The following is a 19,170-nucleotide window of genomic DNA, read 5'->3' on the forward strand; positions in this document are numbered from 1 at the left end:
GACTCGAACCCCCTGCTCTCCCTGGAAGGAACCACCGTGACCGACACCGAGGCCGCCCGCACCGCCTACCGCACGACGCTGCCCACCATCCGCGACTGGGTCGCGTACAAGGTCTGGCAGCTGCGGGTGCCCGGCGTGCAGGTCGCGATCGGCCACCAGGGCGAGGAGCTGTTCTCCGAGGCGTGGGGCCACGCCGACGTCGAGGCCGGTCGCCGCCTGACCACGAACGACCTGTTCCGCATCGCTTCGCACTCGAAGACCTTCACGTCGACGGCGCTGCTGCTCCTCGCCGAACGGGGCGCCCTGCGGCTCGACGACACCGTCGGCACCTACGTCCCCGCACTCGTCGAGGGCGGTTCCCCGATCGCCGACGCCACCGTCCGCGAGCTGATGGAGATGGGCGCCGGCGTGATCCGCGACGGCCACGACGGCGACTACTGGTCCCTCGCCCGGCCGTTCCCCGACGAGGACGAGCTGCTCGCACTGGTCCTCGACCGCGGGCAGAAGGTGCCGACGGGCTCCTCGTTCAACTACTCCAACCTCGGGTACTCGCTCCTCGGGCTCGTCATCGCCGCGGCGTCCGGGCGGAGCTACAACGACTTCGTGCGCCAGGAGATCGTCGAACCGCTCGGCCTGCGGAACACCGGACCCGACTGGGACCCGTCGCGCGAGGACGACTTCGTGGTGGGCTACTCCGGCTTCCACGTGGCACGGCACCGGCAGCGCATCGCCCACGTCGACACCCGCGCGATGGCCGCGGCGACCGGCTTCCACGGCACCGCGTCCGACCTGGTCAAGTACTTCTCCGCACACGTGCTCGGACAGGGCGAGCTGCTGAGCGACCACTCCAAGCGGCTGGCGCAGCGGAAGTCGTGGAGCGCCTCCGACGACGACCCGGCGGCCCGTGGCTACGGTGCCGGCTTCATCGTCGACCGGATCAACGGCCGCGAGGTCCGTGGCCACTCCGGCGGCTTCCCCGGCCACATCACCCAGTCGCTGTTCGACCCGGAGTCCGGCCTGGTCGTGTCCGTGATGACGAGTGCGGCCGCCGGCCCCGCGACGCTCCTCGCCACCGGGATCGTCAACCTGCTCGACGCCGCCGCCGACACGGCAGCACCCGGCGCGGTCGTGCCCGAGGACGTCGCCGCGCGCTACACCGGCCGCTACGCCAACCCGTGGGGCGTCACCGACATCGCCAGGGTCGGCGACCGGCTGCTCGTGATCGACCCCTCCGGCGCCGACCCGATGGAGTCGCCCACCCGGCTCGAGGTCGTCGACGCGGACACGCTCCGGATGACCCACGGCAACCGCTTCGGCTCCGTCGACGAGGACATCACGTTCACCCGCGACGCCGACGGCACCGTCACCGGCATCCGCGGCGGTGGCGGCATGACCGAGGAGCCGTGGACGATCCCCGACGAGGCGCCCGAGGTCGCAGCCGGGCTCGCATAGCCTGACGCGGACCACGGATCGACGAGGGGACCACCATGACCGAGCAGCAGCAGACCGTCACGACCGACGACCGCGTCCTGGACCCGGTGCGCCAGGCGTTCGTCGAGGAGTTCGCGCTGATGCTCGGCGACGGCGCGGGCATGCCCCTCACCGACGCCCGGGTGCTCGGCTACCTCATCATGACCCGCGCCCCGTACTCGTCGTCCGCCGACCTGCAGGCAGCCCTCGGTGCGAGCTCGGGGTCGGTGTCGATGGCGACCAGGCGGCTCGTCGACTCCGGCTTCGTCAAGCGCCACACGGTGCCGGGGGAGCGCAGCCACTACTTCCGCGCCGAGACCGACGTGTGGGGCAGCTGGCTGGCCAGCGAGCGGAAGTACCTCGACCGGCAGCGGGACATCATCGCCCGCGGGCTCGCCGTCGTCGAACAGGACGGCCACACCGGCCCCGGCGACGTGGACGCCCCCGTCCGCGAACGCCTGCGCAACGGGCGCGACTACATGCAGTGGCTGCACGGCCACCACCGCAAGATGCTCGAGGACTGGGAGGCCTTCAAGGCCGCTCGCGACACGGGCGACGACGCACCAGGGACGGGAACACCATGACCGAGCCGCGCGAGGACGTCCTCGTCGTCGACCACCTGACCGTCACGTTCGACGTCGAGGGCGAGGTGGTCCGCGCCGTCGACGACGCCTCCTTCACCGTCGGCCGGGGCGAGGTCGTCGCCGTCGTCGGGGAGTCCGGCTCCGGCAAGAGCATGACCGCGATGACCGCGATGGGCATCGCCCCCGACGGCGCCGTCGCCACCGGCGCGATCCGCATCGGCGGCGTCGACGTGCTCAGCGCCGGCGAGCAGCACCTCCGCGACGTCCGAGGCCGCACCGTCTCGATGATCTTCCAGGACCCCTCCGCCGCGCTGAACCCCGTCTTCACCGTCGGGTTCCAGCTCGCCGAGGCCGTCCGCCGTGCCGACTCCTCGACCGACCGGGCGGGCGTGAAGGCCCGGGCACTCGAGCTCCTGCGCGCCGTCGAGGTCCCGGAGCCCGAACGCCGCCTCGGCCAGTACCCGCACGAGCTCTCCGGCGGCCAGTGCCAGCGCGTGATGATCGCGATGGCGCTCGCCGCCGACCCGGACCTGCTCATCGCCGACGAGCCCACGACCGCGCTCGACGTCACCGTGCAGGCCGAGGTGCTCGACGTGCTGCGCGCACTCCGGGAGCGCACCGGCACCGCGATCCTGCTCATCACGCACGACATGGGCGTCGTCGCCGACATCGCCGACCGGGTCGTGGTGATGCGTCGCGGTCAGGTGGTCGAGTCCGGCAGCGCCGCCGCCCTGTTCGCGGCGCCCACCGCCGACTACACGCGCGAGCTGCTGGCCGCCGTGCCGCGGCTGCGGGCCGTCGACGGCCTGGAGGCGCGGGTCGACCCCGCCACGCCCCTCCCGACGACCGTCCTCGACGTCCGCGACCTCGTGGTCGAGTACGGCGGCGCGCTGCGCCGCCGCTTCCGGGCGGTCGACCACGTGTCGTTCACCGTCGGCCGCGGGGAGATCGTCGGCCTGGTGGGGGAGTCCGGCAGCGGCAAGACCACGATCGGTCGCGCTGCCGTCGGCCTCGCCCCGATCACCGCGGGCTCGGTCTCCGTGGACGGCATCGACCTCGCCGGTGCCGGTCGTGCCGAGCGCCGGAGCATGCGGCGCCGCGTCGGCGTGGTGTTCCAGAACCCGCTGCGCTCCCTGAACCCCCGGTACACGGTGGGGCAGACCGTCGCGGAGCCCCTCCGGCAGATCCTCCGCCTGTCGGCCGCCGACACCGAGACCCGGGTCGAACGGCTCCTGTCTGACGTCGGGCTGGACGGCGGGTTCCGGGAGCGCTACCCCCACGAGCTCTCCGGCGGCCAGCGCCAGCGCGTCGCCATCGCCCGCGCCGTCGCACTCGACCCCGCGCTGCTCATCGCCGACGAGCCCACGAGTGCCCTCGACGTGTCGGTGCAGGCCCGCGTGCTCGACGTCTTCCGCGAGCTGCAGGAACGCCTCGGGTTCGCGTGCCTGTTCGTGACACACGACCTCGCCGTGGTGGACACGCTGTGCGACCGCGTCGTCGTGCTGCACCAGGGGCGCGTCGCCGAGCAGGGGACGTGCGACGCCGTCCTCCGCGCGCCCGAGGACCCGTACACCCGACGACTCATCCAGGCCGCTCCGGTCCCCGACCCCGAGGAGCAGGCGGTCCGTCGTGCCGCCCGCCTGGCCGCACTCGCCTCCTGACCGCCCCGCCCCTTGCCCGCCCCCGCCTGTTCAGCCCGGCCCGGCACTGTTCGGCCTCGCCCTGACTTGCCCCGCCCCGGCCGTCCGGGACTGCACGCATCTCGTCGGCGCGCGTGACGGATCCGGTTCGCGGATCCCGAGGTGAGCGAACCGGATCCGTCATCGGCCGGAACGCGGTCCGATGTCGGGTTCGGTGCACCCGCCACCCGCCACCCGCCACCCGCCACCCGCCACCCGCCACCCGCCACCCGCCACCCGCCACCCGCCACCCGCACCGCCGGCTGCTTCTGCCCCCTCGCCGCCCCCGCATCTCGCCGGAGCGGTCAAGCCGTCGATCGCAGATCGATGCCCGGACGTAATCCCGAGGTGAGGGAACCGGATTCGTCATGCCGCGCCTCCCGGTGGGGTCCGCGGTGGTGGGCTGGCGTCGACACGCCGATCCGGGCCTCCAGGGGGTCCGCCGGGACGCACCGGACTTGACGTCCGTTCGAACACACGTTCGAATGATCCGGTGGGACGGCGTCGCGAGAACCGGTGGCAGCCTCCGGAACACCCGGAGGTCGAACGTCCCAGCGCCTACACGTTGTCCGACGACGCACGGGGGCCGGACGTCTGCCACGCGGTGACCCCGCTGCCGGTCTGGGCGTGGGTGCAGTTCCCGACCTTCCACGTCCGGGTGAAGGCCTTCGCGAAGAGCTGGACCCGCGACGCCGTGCTCGTGGAGTGGGCCCAGTTCGGGCAGCAGGCGCAGGCCTGGGTGTGGCGGTCGGCCGTCAAGCACCGGGTGTTGCGGGTCGACGCCGACCGCCGGGCGCGTGCACCGGACGCCGGATAACGCACCCGGTTGACAGGGCTCCGGCGTCGCGGGATCGTTCATGGAGTCGGGGTTCGGTGAGAATCTCGACGATCGAGACATCAGCTCGCGTGTGTCCAGACCGGAAGGAGGCACCGTGAACCGTCATGAGGTGCCGTCCTGGGTGGCACACGTGCTCACCCCACCCGAAGTCATCGCGGCCTACGTCGAACGCCGTGTCAACGACCCCTCGCTGCTCTCCGGCGACGCGCACGAACCGACCTACGCGGACTTCCTCCGCGCCGAGTAGACGGTCACGCCGACGCTCGCCGCGGTGACGCACGCGAGCGCGACGACCTCCACGGGCGACAGGGCCTCGTGCAGCACGAGCAGCCCGGCGAGCGCTGCCACCGCCGGCCCGAGGCTCTGCAGCACGCCGAACACGCGCGTCGGCATCCGGCGCAGTGCGAGCATCTCGAGCGCGTAGGGCAGCACGCTCGACAGGACGGCGACGGCGCCGAACACGACGAGCAGCATCGGGTCGGCCACGACGCCGTCGACCGCGGTGTGCAGGCCGAACGGCAGCGACACCACCATCGCGACGAGCATCGACACCGCCAGGCCGTCGACGCCCGGGATGAGCGCGCCGACGTGCCGGTTCATCACGATGTACCCGGCCCAGCACGCCGCGGCGGCGACCGCGCACGCCACGCCCCCGAGCGCGGTGACGGCGGAGGGGCCGACGCCGAGGAGGACGACGCCGGCGAGCGCCAGCACCGCCCAGAGGACGTCACGCCAGCGGCGGGTGTGCGCGAGCGAGAGGGCGAGCGGCCCGAGGAACTCGATCGTCACGGCGACACCGATCGGGATCGTCGCGAACGCCAGGTAGATGAAGACGTTCATGCCGCCGAGTGCCAGCCCGAGCAGCACGGCGGCGGTCCACCGGGCGCGGTCCCAGTGCCGGACACGGGGGCGGACGACCAGGGCGAGGACGACCGCACCGATCACCAGGCGGAGCGTCGCCGCCCCGACCGAGCCGACCTCGTCGAAGCGGGTCTTCGCGACCGCGGCGCCGAGCTGCACGGAGACGATCGCGGCGAACGCCAGGAGCGGCGCCGGGACACGGGTCATCCGAGGTAGGCGAGCACGGCGAGCACGCGGCGGTGGTCCTCGCCGGTGTCCTCGAGCCCGAGCTTCGCGAAGATGCTCGACACGTGCTTCTCGACCGCGCCGGTGCCGATGACGAGCGCGCGGGCGATGGCGGCGTTCGTGCGGCCCTCGGCCATCAGCCCGAGGACGTCGCGCTCGCGGGGCGTCAGCGCGGCGATCGGGTCACGGCGGCGGCTCATGAGCTGCGTCACGACCTCGGGGTCGAGCACGGTGCCACCGGCGGCGATGCGGCGCACGGCGTCGTCGATCTCCTCGAGCCGGGTCACGCGGTCCTTGAGCAGGTAGCCGATGCCGGCGGTGCCCGATGCCAGGACGTCCTCGGCGTAGGTGGCCTCGACGTACTGCGACAGCAGGAGCACTCCGGTGCCCGGTGCCAGGCGTCGGGTCTCGACGGCGGCGCGGACGCCCTCGTCGGTGAACGTCGGCGGCATCCGGACGTCCATCACGACGACGTCGGGGGCGGCATCCGGCAGCGTCGCGAGGAACGACGTCGCGTCGGAGTACTGCGCGACGACGTCGATGCCGGCCTCGAGCAGGACGCGGGACAGGCCCTCGCGGATCAGGACGGCGTCGTCGACGACGACGGCCCGGATGCGTGCTGCATCCGGGCCGTCGGTCATGCTCACCACCCTAGTGGGAGGGCACCGTCCTCATCGTGCGGAGGGCACCGTCGTCATCGTGCGGCGGGCGTCGGGACGCCGTTCAGCGCGCCGAGCGGGATCCGCGCGGTGGCCTCGGTCGGGCCGCCGGCGGGGCTCGACACCGTGAGCTCGCCGTCGAGGGACTGCATCCGCCCCATCAGGCCCTGGATGCCGTGCCCCTCGCGGGTCCTCGCACCACCGACGCCGTCGTCCGTGACGCTGACCATGAGGTACCAGACACCGGAGGCGTCGACGGAGAGCCCGAGGTACACACCAGCCGTCGAGGCGCCGGCGTGCTTCGTCGTGTTCGTCAAGAGCTCGGACACCGTGAAGTACACGTTGCGCTGGATCTCGGTCGCGAGCTGCAGCCCGTCGGGCAGGCGGACGTCGAGGCCGACGGGGATCGGGGTCCTGGCGACCAGGGCCTCGAGGGCGGCGACGAGCCCACGGTCGAGCAGGATCGGCGGGGCGAAGCCGCGGGACAGCGCCCGGAGCTCGTCGAGGGCGTCCTTGGCGTGCTCGGACGCCTCGGCGATGAGCTGCTTCGACGCCGCCGGGTCCTTGTCGAACTGCCGCTCGGCAGCCGCGAGGTCCATCCGCAGCCGGACGAGCCGCTGCTGGGGGCCGTCGTGCAGGTCGCGCTCGATCTGGCGGAGCGCCTGTCCCTCGGCGGTGACGGCTCCGGCGCGGGAGGCCTGGAGCCCGGCCACGCGCTGCTCGAGCACCTCGGCGCGGAAGCCACCGAGCAGCCCGAAGTCGATCCAGTAGTGCGCGGTGACCGACCCGCGGGACCACAGCGGGAGGAGCACGACCGAGGCCACCACGCTCACGACGCACGCTGCGAAGCCGAGGCCCCACGCCCAGCCCTGGTCCATGCTGTTCACCATCAGCCACTGGTTCACCTGCCAGCCGAACCGCAGGGCCGTGAAGCCGGCGACGAACGGCCCGAAGAAGCCGACGACCAGGAGCGCACCGGCACCGACCGTGACGAGGGCGGCCAACGGGTAGACGACCGCCGCGTGCAGCAGGTACAGCCAGTAGTGCGGGTTCGCGACGGCCGAGCCGGTCCGCGTCCACCAGTTCTGCTGCCAGCGCGGGGTCCAGTCGACCGGACGGATCGGCCGCGGGTCCGCCCACGAGATGCGCAGCCGTTCGAACTGTCCGAGCCACCGCGCGATGAACAGCGCGATGAAGAACATCAGCAGCACGAACGGGTTGAACAGGTCGCGGAACCCGCCGCCGAGCACCGCCGCGGGGAACGCAAAGTAGAGCGTGCAGAGCAGCACCGCCGTCAGGGCCATGTACCCGAAGTCGCGGGGGAACCGGCGCCAGGCGTGGCGGTAGAACTCCCGTGCGCTCATGCCGGGCGGGACGTCGTCAGCACCGGTGCTCGTGACGGGCTGCTCGGGCATGGGCTTCGTGGCTCCGGGTGGTACGGCGTCGTCCAACGGCACGGTGGTGGCCAGGTCGAGACGGTCGGTGTCGGTCATGGATCCAGCATCGCGAGGTCCGACGCTCCACCCCATCCTGCCCCCTCCCGGACTCCGGGTGGGGTTAGCCCTACCCTGGTGCCATGGGGTCGATGACGACGCACAGGCAGGAACAGTGGACCGCGCTCGCCGGGGTGGTGGCAGCGCTCGCACCGGCGCTCTCGGGGGTGGTCGGTCTCGTGCTCCTCACCCAGTGGTACCTGGAACCACCCGTGCTCATCGTCGGGGCCGTCGTCGGCGGCCTCGCTGCGGTCGTGGTCGCCCTCGCCGCCCGACGCCGACGCGACCGGGTCACGCTCGGGTTCGCCCTCTCGGTGCTGTGCTTCGCGCTGGGGTGGCTGCCCCTCGGTGGAGCGTCCTTCGCGGTCTCGTCGATCCTGACGCTCGCGTCCCAGGCGCTGGCCGTCGCGTTCGGCGTGATGGTCGCCCGTCGCGGTCGTGGGGCGTCGCGGGTCGCCGGTTGGGTGATCGCGGTGGCCGCCGCCGTGTGGCTCGTCGGTGGCTTCTCCCTGTGGTTCGGGACGAGCCCGGATGCGTCCGAGGGACTCCTCGACGTGCTCGTCACGCTCCCGGCGCTCGGACAGACCGTCGCGTTCCTGACCGCGGCCCTGCTCTTCGTCGGACCGCTGCTCCGCCCCGTCGGTGCCGGCGCCCGGTACCTCTGGTCCACAGCCGAGGTGCGCTGACCCGCTCTCCACAGATCACCCCGTGCCCGTCCAGGGTCTTCGCGGGCCCGTCACGCTGGGTGCATGGCTGATGCGCTCCGCACCCTGATCGGCGCCGTCGGTCTCGACGTGGCCCACACGGCCGAACTGGAGGCTGACCCCGGCTCCGCCTGGACCCACCGGTTCCCGACGGACCGCGATCACCACGTCTGGGTCGCCACCCGGTCGCAGCCGGTCTGGGTGGGCCGCGGCGAGGAGCGCGAGCGCCTGGAGCGCGGCACGGCCGCGCTCCTCGCGCCCGGTGCAGCGGCCTGGGTCGGCACCGACCAGCACCCCCACCCGCCACCGACCGTCTCCGGCACGTGTCCGGACTGGGGCCTCGGCGTCGCGATGGTGCTGACGGGCGTGCACCACGGCACGGCTGCGTTCGGACCGCTCATGCCCGAGGCGCTCGCGCTGCCGGACTGCTGCACGACCGTGTGGCGTCCCGACCCCGGCGACGACCTCCGCCGCACCCTGGAGCACCTCGACGAACAGGGACACCGCCGCTGGCCTGGCCCGTACCAGGACGCCCTCGCGCGGATGCTCGTCCTCACCGTGCTCAGCGCCTGGCGTCCGCCGGTCCTGCGGGACAACAGCCTGACGCGGGCGGTCAACGCGATCGCCGACCTCGAGGCCACCACGCCCCCGACCGTCCCCGAGCTCGCAGCCCTGGCCGGGGTGTCCCCGTCGACGCTGCTGCGCCGCTTCCGCGCCACCACCGGCCTGACCCCCGACGAGTTCACCCGGTGGTTCCGCACGCTGCCCGTCCGCGCAGCGCTGTCGGCCGGCACGCCGCCCGACCGCGTGGCCGCCGACCACGGGTACCCGTCCGTCGCCGCGATGCGCCGTGTCCTCCGGCGGGTCGAGCGGACGACCTCGCGGCTCGACCGATCACCCCCGGACCTCCTGGTCCCGCTGTGACGGATCCGGGCGGCCCGACCCGACGCCGTCGGTCTGTTCCGCCGCGCCCACCGCCGCCGGTCGGGCCGCCGCGCCCACCGCCGCCGGTCTGTTCCGCGCCCATCTCCGCCCGGGAACTGGAGTTCCGTTTCCGCCGTGACGGATCCGGTTCGCGATCCCCGAGGATCGCCGACCAGATCCGTCACCGAACGAGACGCGATGGCCTCCGCCCCCCGGCCCCCGCGTGGAGTCCTGATTCCGCCGTGACGGATCTGGTTCGCGATCCCCGAGGAGCACCGACCGGATCCGTCACCGAACGAGACGCGAAACTGGGACGGGTGCGGGCGCGGGTGCGGACCCGAATTTCAGGGGACGGGTGTCAGCGAACGGGTGTCATGGCCACGGTCAGCGGGAGCGAACGGCGGTCGGTGGCTGCCAGGTGTCCCCGGGCGGGTGCGCCGGCCGGCCGTCCGGTCGCCGGTTCCCGCCCCGCGTGGAGTTCCGTTTCCGGCGTGACGGATCCGGTTCGCGATCCCCGAGGATGGCCGACCAGATCCGTCACGAACGCACAGCGAAACGGGTGGGGAGCGGTGAGCGGGGAGCCGGGAACAAGAACGGAGCACCGGGAACAAGAACGGAGCACCGGGAACAAGAACGGAGCACCGGGAACGGGCGGCACGGGGAGAGTCAGTCGGACGAGACGGGATGGGCGGGTCGGTGTGGCCAACTGTCGGTGCGCTGCGGGCAGGTGCGCTCAAGGGGCGGTGCGCGCGTGCACCGGGAAGTGGTCCGGACGTCGGTTGCTCGGATCCCTCGTACCCCTCTCAGCCCGACGTTCACATTGCGCTGTGACGGATCCGGTTCTCGATTCCCGAGGATCGCCGACCAGATCCGTCACGACCGAAACGCGAAACTGCCGAACCGAACCGAAACGGCCGAACCGAACCGAACCGAGCTGGGCCGGGGCGGTGGTCGGGCGCGGGGGTGGACCGCGTCAGTGGGCGATGCGGCCTGTCGACTCGCGGACGCTCAGGGTGAGCAGCGGGCCGGGCAGCGACGGCAGCGGGTCGTCGGCGTCGATCTGCGCGCGCAGGAGGGTGGCGGCGCGCTGCCCGAGCTCGACGGTGTCACGCGTGAGCGAGGTGATCGCCGGCCGCACCAGCCGGATCATCGCGGAGTCGTCGAACGACACGATCGAGACGTCGGCGGGCACGCGCACGCCCATCTCGCTCGCGACGCCGAGGCCCGCGACGGCGAGCACGTCGTTGTCGAACACGATGGCGGTCGGGCGGACGCTGCGGGAGAGCAGGTCCCGGGTGGCGGCCGCACCGTTCTCGGCGGAGTAGTCGGTCGGGATGGACTCGGCGGCGTCGAGCCCCTCGGCAGCGGCGAAGTCGCGCAGCCGGTCGATGCGCATCGCCGTGTGCTCGAACTCCGGCCGCCCGGCGACGTGCGCGATGCGCCGGTGCCCGAGGGCGTGCAGGTAGCGGAGGACCGTGGTGGTGGCGGCGGAGTCGTCGATCCAGACCGTCGGAGCGGCCCCGGGAGGGGAGGGGTGCGAGCCCACGACGACGGTGGGCATGCCGAGGTCGTCGAGCAGCCGGAGCCGGGCGTCGTCGTGCCGCGGGTCGATGACGATCACGCCGTCGACCCGGTGCCCGTTCCACCAGTCGCGGTACGTCTGCAGCTCCTCGTCGGCGTCGCGGGCGACGAGCAGGGTCATGCCGACGTGGGTGCCGGCGAGCCCGAGCTGGATGCCGGAGATCAGGTCGCCGAAGAACGACTCGGTGCCGAGCGTGCGAGCCGGACGGTTCAGCACGAAGCCGATCGAACCGGCCTTCGCGCCGCCGAGTGCACGTGCCGCGGTGTGCGGCTGCCAGTCGAGTTCGCGGGCCACGGCACGGACGCGCTCCCGGGTCGCGGCGGACACTCCTGGGCGGTCGTTGAGGGCGAACGAGACGGCGCTGATGGACACGCCGGCCTTCGCGGCGATGTCGGCGATGGTCGTCCGGCGCTTGCTGGCCATGCACTTGACTATAGCGCTTTAGTCGTCGATAGTCGGCGTCACACAGTCGTCCGGCCGTCGGAACTGAACCGGTTCAGCACCGCAGGACCGTCGGCGACGCGCACGACCATCCGCACGCACGAAGGAGTCCGCAGCGATGAGAACCACCACACGTACGACGACGGGACGCGCCGTCGCGGTCCTCGCGGGGGTCGCAGCCGCGGCACTCGCACTCACCGGCTGCTCGGCCGGTGGCAGCTCCTCGGGCAACGGCGGCGACGACGTCTCCGGCTCGATCACCCTGCAGACGTGGGCCCTCACACCGAGCTACACGGACTACCTCAACGGCGTCGTGAAGGCCTTCGAGAAGAAGTACCCGGAGGCGAAGGTCAAGCTCGTCGACCAGCCGGGTGACGGCTACGCGGACAAGGTCCTCAGCCAGGCCTCGTCGAACTCGCTGCCGGACGTCGTCAACCTGCCGCCGGACATCGCCCTGCCCCTCGCCAAGCGCGGGTTCCTGCAGGACGTCGCGAAGGACGACAGCAAGCTCTCGAGCACCTACGTCAAGGGCGCACTCGCGGCCTACAACTACAAGGACGTCGAGGGCACCTTCGGGTACCCCTGGTACCTCAACACCGACATCGACTACTGGAACAAGACGATGTTCACCAAGTGCGGTCTCGACCCGGCCAGCCCGCCGAAGACGACCGACGAGCTGTTCACGCAGGCCGAGACCATGCACCAGAAGTGCCCCGACGACTACCTGATGAGCCGCAAGCCCGGCCTCAGCGACTTCTCGCTCGCCGGCGTGAAGATCATCAACGACAAGGGCACGAAGTTCACCTTCGCGAACTCGTCGAAGGCCGCCGACCTGATCAGCAAGTACGCCAAGGCCTACAAGGACGGCCTCATGCCCTCGTCGGTCCTGAACACCGACTACCTCGGCAACTCGACGCTGTTCACCCAGGGCAAGGTCGCCTGGACCACCGGTGGCGCCACCGCGATCACGGACTTCGAGAAGAACAACCCGTCGCTCAAGGGCAACATCGTCGTCTCCCCGGCGCTGGACAACCCGCCGCTGTACGTGCAGGGCCTGAGTGTCTCGGCGAAGAGCAAGCACCTGGCCACGGCCGAGGCGCTCGCGTCCTTCATGACGAACGCGAAGAACCAGGAGGCCTTCGCACACCTGGTGAACATCTTCCCGTCGACCACCTCGTCGCAGTCCGACTCGTTCTTCTCGAAGGACGACGGCACGGTCGAGGGCAAGGCCCGCGTGCTCGCGAACGACGCGCTGAAGACGGCGAAGAACCTCAACCCGGTCGAGGCCAACTCGGCCATGACCGACTTCCTCGACCAGCAGATCGCGCTGGCGATGAAGGGCGGCGTGAGCCCCGAGAAGGCGCTGCAGACGGCCCAGACCAAGATGAACACGCTGCTCGCCAACGGCTGATCCGGTCCCCGAGAACAAGAGAGAGGGAGGATCGCCATGCGCGCCAACCGCTGGTTCACCCCGTGGCTGCTCGTCCTGCCGGCGCTCGTCTGGCTGGTCGCGTTCAGCCTCTGGCCGTCGATCAACACCGTCCGGCTGTCGTTCACCAACGCCAGCCCGCTCGGCGGGGTCAGCCGCTGGGTCGGTCTGCAGAACTTCGAGACCCTGCTCGCCGACCCGCAGGTGTGGGAGGCGCTGCTCAACAGCGTCATCTACATGGCGATCTGCCTGCCGCTCCTGACGGTCCTCCCGCTCCTCATGGCCGTGCTCGTGCAGCAGAAGCTGCCCGGCATCGCCTTCTTCCGCACGGCGTACTACACGCCGGTCATCGCCAGCGCGGTGGTCGTCGGGCTGATCTGGAACTGGATCCTCGACGACCGCGGCGTCATCAACGAGATGGTGCAGTCGCTCGGCATCGCGCAGGGCAGCATCCCGTTCCTGACCGACCGGTGGCTGCTGCTGTTCAGCGCGATCAGCCTGACGGTCTGGAAGGGCCTCGGGTACTACATGATCATCTTCCTGGCGGCCCTCGGGAACGTCGGCAAGGAGCTGCACGAGGCAGCGGCACTCGACGGCGCCGGCTCCGTCCGCCGCTTCTGGTCGGTCACGATGCCCGGCGTCCGCGGCACGTTGACCCTCGTCGGGATCCTGGTGTGCGTCAGTGCACTCCGGGTGTTCAGCGAGCTCTACATCCTGACGAACGGGACGGGCGGCCCCGGCGGTCAGGACAACTCCCTCGTCATGCTCATCCAGCAGTACGCACGGGGGTTCACCGGCAACCTCGGGTACGCGTCCGCGCTGAGCCTCCTGCTCTTCGCCGTGACGCTCATCCCGATGCTCGCCCTCGCGCGGATGAACAGCAAGGCGGACCGATGACGAACACCACCGACACCAGCGAACCGACCCTCGGCGGGGTGCAGGGCACAGCCAGCCCGACGCCGGACGTGACCGGCGCGACGGGCGGAGGGGGAGCCTCCAGGCCGCCCCGCAAGCGACGCCGCGTGGTCTGGGGCGTCATGTCCACCCGCGAGAAGGCCATCCGCTACGTCCTGCTCATCGTGGTGCTGTTCATCACGATCGGCCCGTTCCTCTGGCAGCTCTCCACCTCGCTCAAGGGCCCGGGGGAGGACATCTACACGGCGAACCCGTCGTTCATCCCGAGCCAGCCGACGATCGGCAACTACCTCCGGGTGGGCGACGCGATCCCGGTGTTCGGCTACATCGGCAACTCGCTCATCGTCGCCGCGATCGACGTCATCGGGAACATCGTGTTCGCGACCCTCGCCGGGTTCGCGCTCGCCCGGCTGCAGTGGCGCTTCCGCAAGGCCGTGCTCGGCCTGTTCCTCGCCACGCTCGTGCTCCCCGGCGAGGCGACGATCATCTCCCAGTTCGTCACCGTCAAGGACCTGGGCCTCGCCGACAACCTGGTCGGCGTCGCCCTGCCCGGCATGATCGCGGCGCTCAACGTGCTGCTCATGTTCAACGCGTTCCGGCAGATCCCCGAGGAGATCGACCAGGCCGCGGTGATGGACGGCGCGAACGCCTGGCAGCGGCTGCGGTACATCTCGCTGCCCGCGGTCCAGGGCACGATCGCCGTCATCGCGATCTTCGCCTTCATCGGCGCGTGGGACGACTTCCTCTGGCCGCTCATCGTCCTGCAGTCCCCGGACAAGCTGACGCTGACCGTCGGGCTCGAGTACCTGCGCGGCACGTTCGGCACCGACCAACGCCTGATCGCGGCCGGCACCATGATCGCGTTCATCCCGATCGCCGTGATCTTCGCCGTCCTGCAGCGCTTCTTCTTCAAGGGCGTCGAAGAGGGCGGCGTGAAGGGCTGATGCGGTTCGGCGTCAACTACACACCGTCGGTCGGCTGGTTCCACTCCTGGCTCGACTTCTCGGCGGACGACACCGCACGCGACCTCGAGGCGATCGCGGGACTCGGCGCCGACCACGTGCGGGTCTTCCCGCTCTGGCCGGTCGTCCAGCCGAACCGGACGCTCATCCGGCCGCAGGCGCTCGCCGACGTGGCGCGGGTCGTGGACATCGCGGCGTCGTTCGGCCTCGACGTCAACGTCGACGCCCTGCAGGGCCACCTGTCGAGCTTCGACTTCCTGCCGTCCTGGCTCGACTCGTGGCACCGGCGCAACATGTTCACCGACCCCGACGTCGTCGCGTCCACGGCCGCGTACGTCGAGGCCCTCGCCGCGGCGGTCGCCGACCGGCCGAACCTGCTCGGGATCACCATCGGCAACGAGGTCAACCAGTTCGCCCACGCCCCGCACCCGGCCCCGCACGCGATCACGGCGGAGCAGGGACACGCGTGGGCAGCGGCGATGGTCGCCGCGGCCCGGTCCGGGCTGGCATCCGCCGGCCGGGAGGCCCGGAGCAGCTCCGACGCGCCGGTCGCCCCCGGCAGCGGGTCGGCCCCGGCACCCCTGGTGACGGTCGCCCAGTACGACGCCGCCTGGTACGACGACGCCCAGCCCTTCGGGCCGGAGCACGCGGCTGACCACGGCGACGCCACCGTCACGCACTCGTGGGTGTTCAACGGCTCGGCTGCGGTGCACGGTGCCCTGGGCGCCGGGTCCGTGCGGCACGGGGAGTACCTGCTGCAGCTCGCCGCCGCCTGGAACCGCGACGCCGCCCGGCCGAACTGGCTGCAGGAGGTCGGTGCCCCGACGAACGTGGTCGACGTCGCCGACGCACCGTCCTTCACCGAGCAGACCATCCGGCACGCCCTCGACGTGCAGCACCTGCTCGGCGTCACGTGGTGGTGCTCCCACGACGTGTCCCGGTCCCTCGCGGACTTCCCGGAGCTCGAGTACGACCTCGGCCTGCTGACGAACGACGGCCGCGTGAAGCCGACGGGGGAGCGCTTCCGTGCCATGGCGTCCGCGTTCGGCAACGGCGCGTCCCCGGCGTCGACCGCGCCGAGCGTCGGGCTCGTGCTCGACGACGTGGCCCCGGACGGCGCACCCCGGGGCGGTGTCCGCGCCGACTGCGCCCCCGGCGGACGCTTCGCCGCCGCGTGGCTCGCCGTCGCCGAGGAGCACGGCGTCGGCCCGCAGGTCGTCCTGCGCTCCCGGCTCGGCGACACGGACCTGCTGGCCGCCCGCGGGGTGACGAGCACGATGGACGTGCCGACCGACCTCGACGCGAGCACCCGACACACCCCGATCTCGGTCGCGCACCCCGCGACCATGCCCTGACCCTCCCCAGCCCCCGGAAGGCACCATGCACGACGACATCCCCCTCACCATCGGCCGCGCACGACGGGTCCTCGACGAACGCATCACCCCCGCGGTGCACGCCACCGCGACGCCGCTCGACACCGCCTGGCACGAGCTGCCCGGCGAGCCGATCGCCCCCGCCGAGGGGCTCGCGCTGACGTTCGAGCCGTACGAGGTCGGCACGCCGTGGGGCGCCGCGTGGGGCACGACCTGGTTCCGCCTGTCCGGCACCGTCCCCGTCGCCTGGGCCGGGCGCCGCGTCGAGGCCGTCATCGACCTGGGCTTCGACAAGAACATGCCGGGCTTCCAGTGCGAGGGCCTCGTGTACCTGGCCGACGGCACCCCGGTGAAGTCGATCAACCCCCGCAACCAGTGGGTGCTCATCGCCGAGGAAGCCGTCGGCGGGGAGACCGTCGAGTTCTTCGTCGAAGCGGCGTCGAACCCCGTGCTGCTCGACTACCACCCCTTCCTCGTGACGCAGGAGGGCGACATCCAGACCTCGTCATCGAAGCGGCTCTACACGTCGCGCCGGATGGACCTCGCCGTGTTCGAGTCCGCCGTGCACGAGCTCGCACTCGACATCGACGTGCTGCTCGAACTGCAGGAGGAGCTGCCGCAGGGACCGCGTCGGATGCGCATCTTGCAAGCCCTCGACGACGCGCTCGACGCCCTCGACCTGCAGCACATCGCCGAGACCGCGCCCGACGCCCGGGCTGCACTCGTCGACGTGCTCGCCGCGCCCGCCGAAGCGTCCGCACACCGGATCTCCGCCGTCGGCCACGCCCACATCGACTCCGCCTGGCTCTGGCCGGTACGCGAGACGATCCGCAAGGTCGCCCGGACCACCTCCAGCATGACCGAGCTCATCGACCAGACCGACGACTTCCTGTACGGCATGTCCAGCGCGCAGCAGTACGCCTGGATCAAGGAGCACCGCCCCGAGGTCTACGCGAAGGTCAAGGACGCCGTCGCCGCCGGTCGGTTCCTGCCGCTCGGCGGGATGTGGGTCGAGTCCGACACCGTGATGCCCACCGGCGAGAGCATCGTCCGGCAGTTCTCCCAGGGCCAGCGGTTCTTCGAGCGCGAGTTCGGCATCCGGCCGAAGGGCGTCTGGCTGCCCGACAGCTTCGGGTACTCGCCGGCGCTCCCGCAGCTGATGCGGCGCGCGGGCTTCGAGTGGTTCTTCACGCAGAAGATCTCGTGGAACCAGGTCAACAAGTTCCCGCACCACACGTTCCTCTGGGAGGGCATCGACGGCTCGCGGGTGTTCTCGCACTTCCCGTCGATGGACACCTACAACTCCCGGCTCTCCGGGTCCGAGGTCGCCAAGGCCTCGCGCCAGTTCCGCGAGAACCGGCTGGCCTCCGGCTCGATCGCCCCGGTCGGCTGGGGCGACGGCGGCGGCGGCACCACGCGCGAGATGACCGGTACCGCTGCGCGCCTGGCGGACCTCGAGGGCAGTGCCCGCGTGACGTGGGAGCACCCGGACGCGTTCTTCGACCGGGCGAAGTCCGAACTGGAGCACCCGCCCGTGTGGGTCGGCGAGCTCTACCTCGAACTGCACCGCGCGACCCTCACCAGCCAGCACCAGACCAAGCAGGGCAACCGCCGCAGCGAGCACCTGCTCGTCGAGGCCGAGCTCTGGGCAGCGACCGCCGCCGCCCGCACCGACTCCGCGTACCCGTACGAGGAGCTCGACGCGCTGTGGCAGCAGGTCCTGTTGCAGCAGTTCCACGACATCCTGCCGGGCACCTCGATCGCGTGGGTGCACCGCGAGGCCGTCGAGCGGTACGCGGAGATCGCGGACCGCCTGGAGGCCCTCATCGCCTCCGCCCTGTCGGCGCTCGCTGGGAACGGGGACCGCACGATCGTCGTGAACCCGGCCCCGAGCCTCCAGGGCGGTGCCCTCGCGCAGAGCGCGGTCCTGACCAGCGACCTCGAGGCGACGACCCCGGTCACGCTGACCGAGGCCGACGGCGGGTTCGTGCTCACGAACGACCTGGTGCGCGTCGTCGTCGACGCCCGCGGGCTCGTGACGAGCGCCGTGGACCTGTCCACCGGCCGCGACGCGATCGCCACCGGCCAGGTCGCGAACCTGCTGCAGCTGCACCAGGACTTCCCGAACATGTGGGACGCATGGGACGTCGACCGGTACTACCGCAACCGCGTCGAGGACCTGGTGTCGGTGACGTCGATGTCGTCCTCGGTGGACCACGCCGGTGTCGCCCGGGTCGTCGTGTCCCGGGCCTTCGGCGATTCGACCGTGACGCAGGAGATCGTGCTCGAGCCCGGGTCGCGGACGCTCGAGTTCGACCAGACGACGGACTGGCACGAAACCGAGAAGTTCCTCAAGGTGGCGTTCCCGCTCGACGTCCGCGCCGAACACACCGTCGCCGAGACCCAGTTCGGCGCACAGAAGCGGGCGACCCACACGAACACCTCGTGGGAGGCCGCCAAGTTCGAGACCTCGATGCACCGCTACGTGCTCGTCGAGGAGCCCGGCTTCGGCGTGGCCCTGGTGAACGACTCCATCCACGGGTTCGACGTCACGCGCGACGCGGTCGACGGCCACGTCACGACGACGCTCCGGCTCTCGCTGCTGCGGGCACCGCGGTTCCCCGACCCGGAGACCGACCAGGGCGTGCAGACGCACCGGTACGGGCTGGTCGTCGGCACGGACGTCGTCGGTGCGACCACCGCCGGCATCCTGATGAACACGAGCGTGCGGACCGTCACGGGCGGGTCCGGCTTCGGGCCGCTCGTGCAGGCATCCGGCGACGTCGTGGTGTCGAGCGTCAAACTCGCCGACGACCGCTCGGGCGACCTGGTCGTCCGCGTGTACGAGCCGTCCGGACGTCGGGGGACCGGTGGCCTGGCGGTCGACGGGCCCTTCGGCGAGCCGGTCGAGGTGACGCTGCTCGAGGAGCGCGACCCCGCGCTGCCGGGCGTGGCCGCCGTGACCGACGGGGTGGCCGCCTTCGCGGTCGACGCCTTCGAGGTCAGGACCTTCCGCTTCCCGCGGATCTGA

General features: G+C 71.6%; 16 protein-coding genes. 12 read left to right on the forward strand and 4 right to left on the reverse strand.

The window, feature by feature from the left end:
- Positions 1-36: 36 nt before the first annotated feature.
- The 5 genes from ITJ54_RS13310 (at position 37) to ITJ54_RS13330 (ending at position 4,818) form a co-directional block, all read left to right on the forward strand.
- Positions 37-1,452 carry a serine hydrolase gene (locus ITJ54_RS13310; protein WP_323741720.1) on the forward strand — a complete coding sequence of 472 codons (1,416 nt, stop codon included), beginning with the start codon at positions 37-39 and terminating at the stop codon, positions 1,450-1,452.
- A gap of 35 nt (positions 1,453-1,487) precedes the next feature.
- Positions 1,488-2,054: a GbsR/MarR family transcriptional regulator gene (locus ITJ54_RS13315; RefSeq protein ID WP_194629023.1), complete on the forward strand. Its 567-nt coding sequence runs from the start codon at positions 1,488-1,490 to the stop codon at positions 2,052-2,054.
- Positions 2,051-3,715 (forward strand): dipeptide ABC transporter ATP-binding protein, encoded by a 1,665-nt coding sequence (locus tag ITJ54_RS13320; RefSeq protein WP_194629025.1) that lies wholly within the window; start codon positions 2,051-2,053, stop codon positions 3,713-3,715. The genes ITJ54_RS13315 and ITJ54_RS13320 overlap by 4 nt, the downstream gene beginning before the upstream one ends.
- A gap of 583 nt (positions 3,716-4,298) precedes the next feature.
- Positions 4,299-4,550 (forward strand): hypothetical protein, encoded by a 252-nt coding sequence (locus ITJ54_RS13325; RefSeq protein ID WP_194629027.1) that lies wholly within the window; start codon positions 4,299-4,301, stop codon positions 4,548-4,550.
- 115 nt (positions 4,551-4,665) lie between these two features.
- Positions 4,666-4,818, forward strand: a complete 153-nt coding sequence (locus ITJ54_RS13330; protein WP_194629029.1) for a hypothetical protein — start codon at positions 4,666-4,668, stop codon at positions 4,816-4,818.
- Here ITJ54_RS13330 and ITJ54_RS13335 read toward each other — a convergent pair.
- The 3 genes from ITJ54_RS13335 to ITJ54_RS13345 are packed head-to-tail and all read right to left on the reverse strand — an operon-like array spanning position 4,791 to position 7,809.
- Positions 4,791-5,639, reverse strand: a complete 849-nt coding sequence (locus ITJ54_RS13335) for an EamA family transporter (RefSeq protein WP_194629031.1) — start codon at positions 5,637-5,639, stop codon at positions 4,791-4,793. The two genes, ITJ54_RS13330 and ITJ54_RS13335, sit on opposite strands and share 28 nt — an antisense overlap.
- The gene (locus tag ITJ54_RS13340) at positions 5,636-6,298 is read right to left on the reverse strand and encodes a response regulator transcription factor (RefSeq protein ID WP_071270657.1); all 663 of its coding nucleotides are present in this window, start codon (positions 6,296-6,298) and stop codon (positions 5,636-5,638) included. Before ITJ54_RS13340 ends, ITJ54_RS13335 begins: the two co-directional genes overlap by 4 nt.
- Positions 6,299-6,351: 53 nt before the next feature.
- Positions 6,352-7,809: a sensor histidine kinase gene (locus tag ITJ54_RS13345; protein ID WP_194629033.1), complete on the reverse strand. Its 1,458-nt coding sequence runs from the start codon at positions 7,807-7,809 to the stop codon at positions 6,352-6,354.
- A 92-nt stretch (positions 7,810-7,901) separates the two neighbouring features.
- Here ITJ54_RS13345 and ITJ54_RS13350 point away from each other — a divergent pair, with 92 nt between their 5' ends.
- On the forward strand, positions 7,902-8,495 hold the full coding sequence (locus ITJ54_RS13350) for a hypothetical protein (RefSeq protein WP_194629035.1): 594 nt from the start codon (positions 7,902-7,904) through the stop codon (positions 8,493-8,495).
- 63 nt (positions 8,496-8,558) lie between these two features.
- Positions 8,559-9,437, forward strand: coding sequence for a helix-turn-helix domain-containing protein (locus ITJ54_RS13355; RefSeq protein WP_194629037.1), 879 nt, complete (start codon positions 8,559-8,561; stop codon positions 9,435-9,437).
- Between the two features lie 973 nt (positions 9,438-10,410).
- Here the strand turns inward: ITJ54_RS13355 and ITJ54_RS13360 are convergent.
- Positions 10,411-11,442: a LacI family DNA-binding transcriptional regulator gene (locus tag ITJ54_RS13360; RefSeq protein ID WP_194629039.1), complete on the reverse strand. Its 1,032-nt coding sequence runs from the start codon at positions 11,440-11,442 to the stop codon at positions 10,411-10,413.
- A gap of 136 nt (positions 11,443-11,578) precedes the next feature.
- On the opposite strand from ITJ54_RS13360, the gene ITJ54_RS13365 reads away from it, so the two are divergent.
- From ITJ54_RS13365 to ITJ54_RS13385, 5 genes are read left to right on the forward strand one after another with little or no spacing between them, the layout of a single operon-like run.
- Positions 11,579-12,871, forward strand: a complete 1,293-nt coding sequence (locus ITJ54_RS13365) for an ABC transporter substrate-binding protein (RefSeq protein WP_194629041.1) — start codon at positions 11,579-11,581, stop codon at positions 12,869-12,871.
- Between the two features lie 36 nt (positions 12,872-12,907).
- A complete protein-coding gene (locus ITJ54_RS13370) occupies positions 12,908-13,786 on the forward strand; it encodes a carbohydrate ABC transporter permease (RefSeq protein WP_194629042.1) in 879 nt (292 codons plus the stop codon).
- Positions 13,783-14,748: a carbohydrate ABC transporter permease gene (locus ITJ54_RS13375; protein WP_228509408.1), complete on the forward strand. Its 966-nt coding sequence runs from the start codon at positions 13,783-13,785 to the stop codon at positions 14,746-14,748. The genes ITJ54_RS13370 and ITJ54_RS13375 overlap by 4 nt, the downstream gene beginning before the upstream one ends.
- Positions 14,748-16,121, forward strand: a complete 1,374-nt coding sequence (locus ITJ54_RS13380) for a glycoside hydrolase 5 family protein (RefSeq protein ID WP_194629043.1) — start codon at positions 14,748-14,750, stop codon at positions 16,119-16,121. The genes ITJ54_RS13375 and ITJ54_RS13380 overlap by 1 nt, the downstream gene beginning before the upstream one ends.
- Positions 16,122-16,146: 25 nt before the next feature.
- Positions 16,147-19,170 carry an alpha-mannosidase gene (locus ITJ54_RS13385; protein ID WP_194629044.1) on the forward strand — a complete coding sequence of 1,008 codons (3,024 nt, stop codon included), beginning with the start codon at positions 16,147-16,149 and terminating at the stop codon, positions 19,168-19,170.

The organism is Curtobacterium sp. VKM Ac-2865, assembly GCF_015350905.1.
Taxonomy (GTDB): Bacteria; Actinomycetota; Actinomycetes; order Actinomycetales; family Microbacteriaceae; genus Curtobacterium.

What these genes read in the sequence shown, in the direction of transcription:
- ITJ54_RS13335 (WP_194629031.1), bottom strand. Translation starts at nt 5,639, where the DNA reads ATGACCCGTGTCCCGGCGCCGCTCCTGGCGTTCGCCGCGATCGTCTCC.
- ITJ54_RS13355 (WP_194629037.1), top strand. Translation starts at nt 8,559, where the DNA reads ATGGCTGATGCGCTCCGCACCCTGATCGGCGCCGTCGGTCTCGACGTG.
- ITJ54_RS13375 (WP_228509408.1), top strand. Translation starts at nt 13,783, where the DNA reads ATGACGAACACCACCGACACCAGCGAACCGACCCTCGGCGGGGTGCAG.
- ITJ54_RS13320 (WP_194629025.1), top strand. Translation starts at nt 2,051, where the DNA reads ATGACCGAGCCGCGCGAGGACGTCCTCGTCGTCGACCACCTGACCGTC.
- ITJ54_RS13350 (WP_194629035.1), top strand. Translation starts at nt 7,902, where the DNA reads ATGACGACGCACAGGCAGGAACAGTGGACCGCGCTCGCCGGGGTGGTG.
- ITJ54_RS13380 (WP_194629043.1), top strand. Translation starts at nt 14,748, where the DNA reads ATGCGGTTCGGCGTCAACTACACACCGTCGGTCGGCTGGTTCCACTCC.
- ITJ54_RS13385 (WP_194629044.1), top strand. Translation starts at nt 16,147, where the DNA reads ATGCACGACGACATCCCCCTCACCATCGGCCGCGCACGACGGGTCCTC.
- ITJ54_RS13360 (WP_194629039.1), bottom strand. Translation starts at nt 11,442, where the DNA reads ATGGCCAGCAAGCGCCGGACGACCATCGCCGACATCGCCGCGAAGGCC.
- ITJ54_RS13370 (WP_194629042.1), top strand. Translation starts at nt 12,908, where the DNA reads ATGCGCGCCAACCGCTGGTTCACCCCGTGGCTGCTCGTCCTGCCGGCG.
- ITJ54_RS13315 (WP_194629023.1), top strand. Translation starts at nt 1,488, where the DNA reads ATGACCGAGCAGCAGCAGACCGTCACGACCGACGACCGCGTCCTGGAC.
- ITJ54_RS13365 (WP_194629041.1), top strand. Translation starts at nt 11,579, where the DNA reads ATGAGAACCACCACACGTACGACGACGGGACGCGCCGTCGCGGTCCTC.
- ITJ54_RS13345 (WP_194629033.1), bottom strand. Translation starts at nt 7,809, where the DNA reads ATGACCGACACCGACCGTCTCGACCTGGCCACCACCGTGCCGTTGGAC.
- ITJ54_RS13340 (WP_071270657.1), bottom strand. Translation starts at nt 6,298, where the DNA reads ATGACCGACGGCCCGGATGCAGCACGCATCCGGGCCGTCGTCGTCGAC.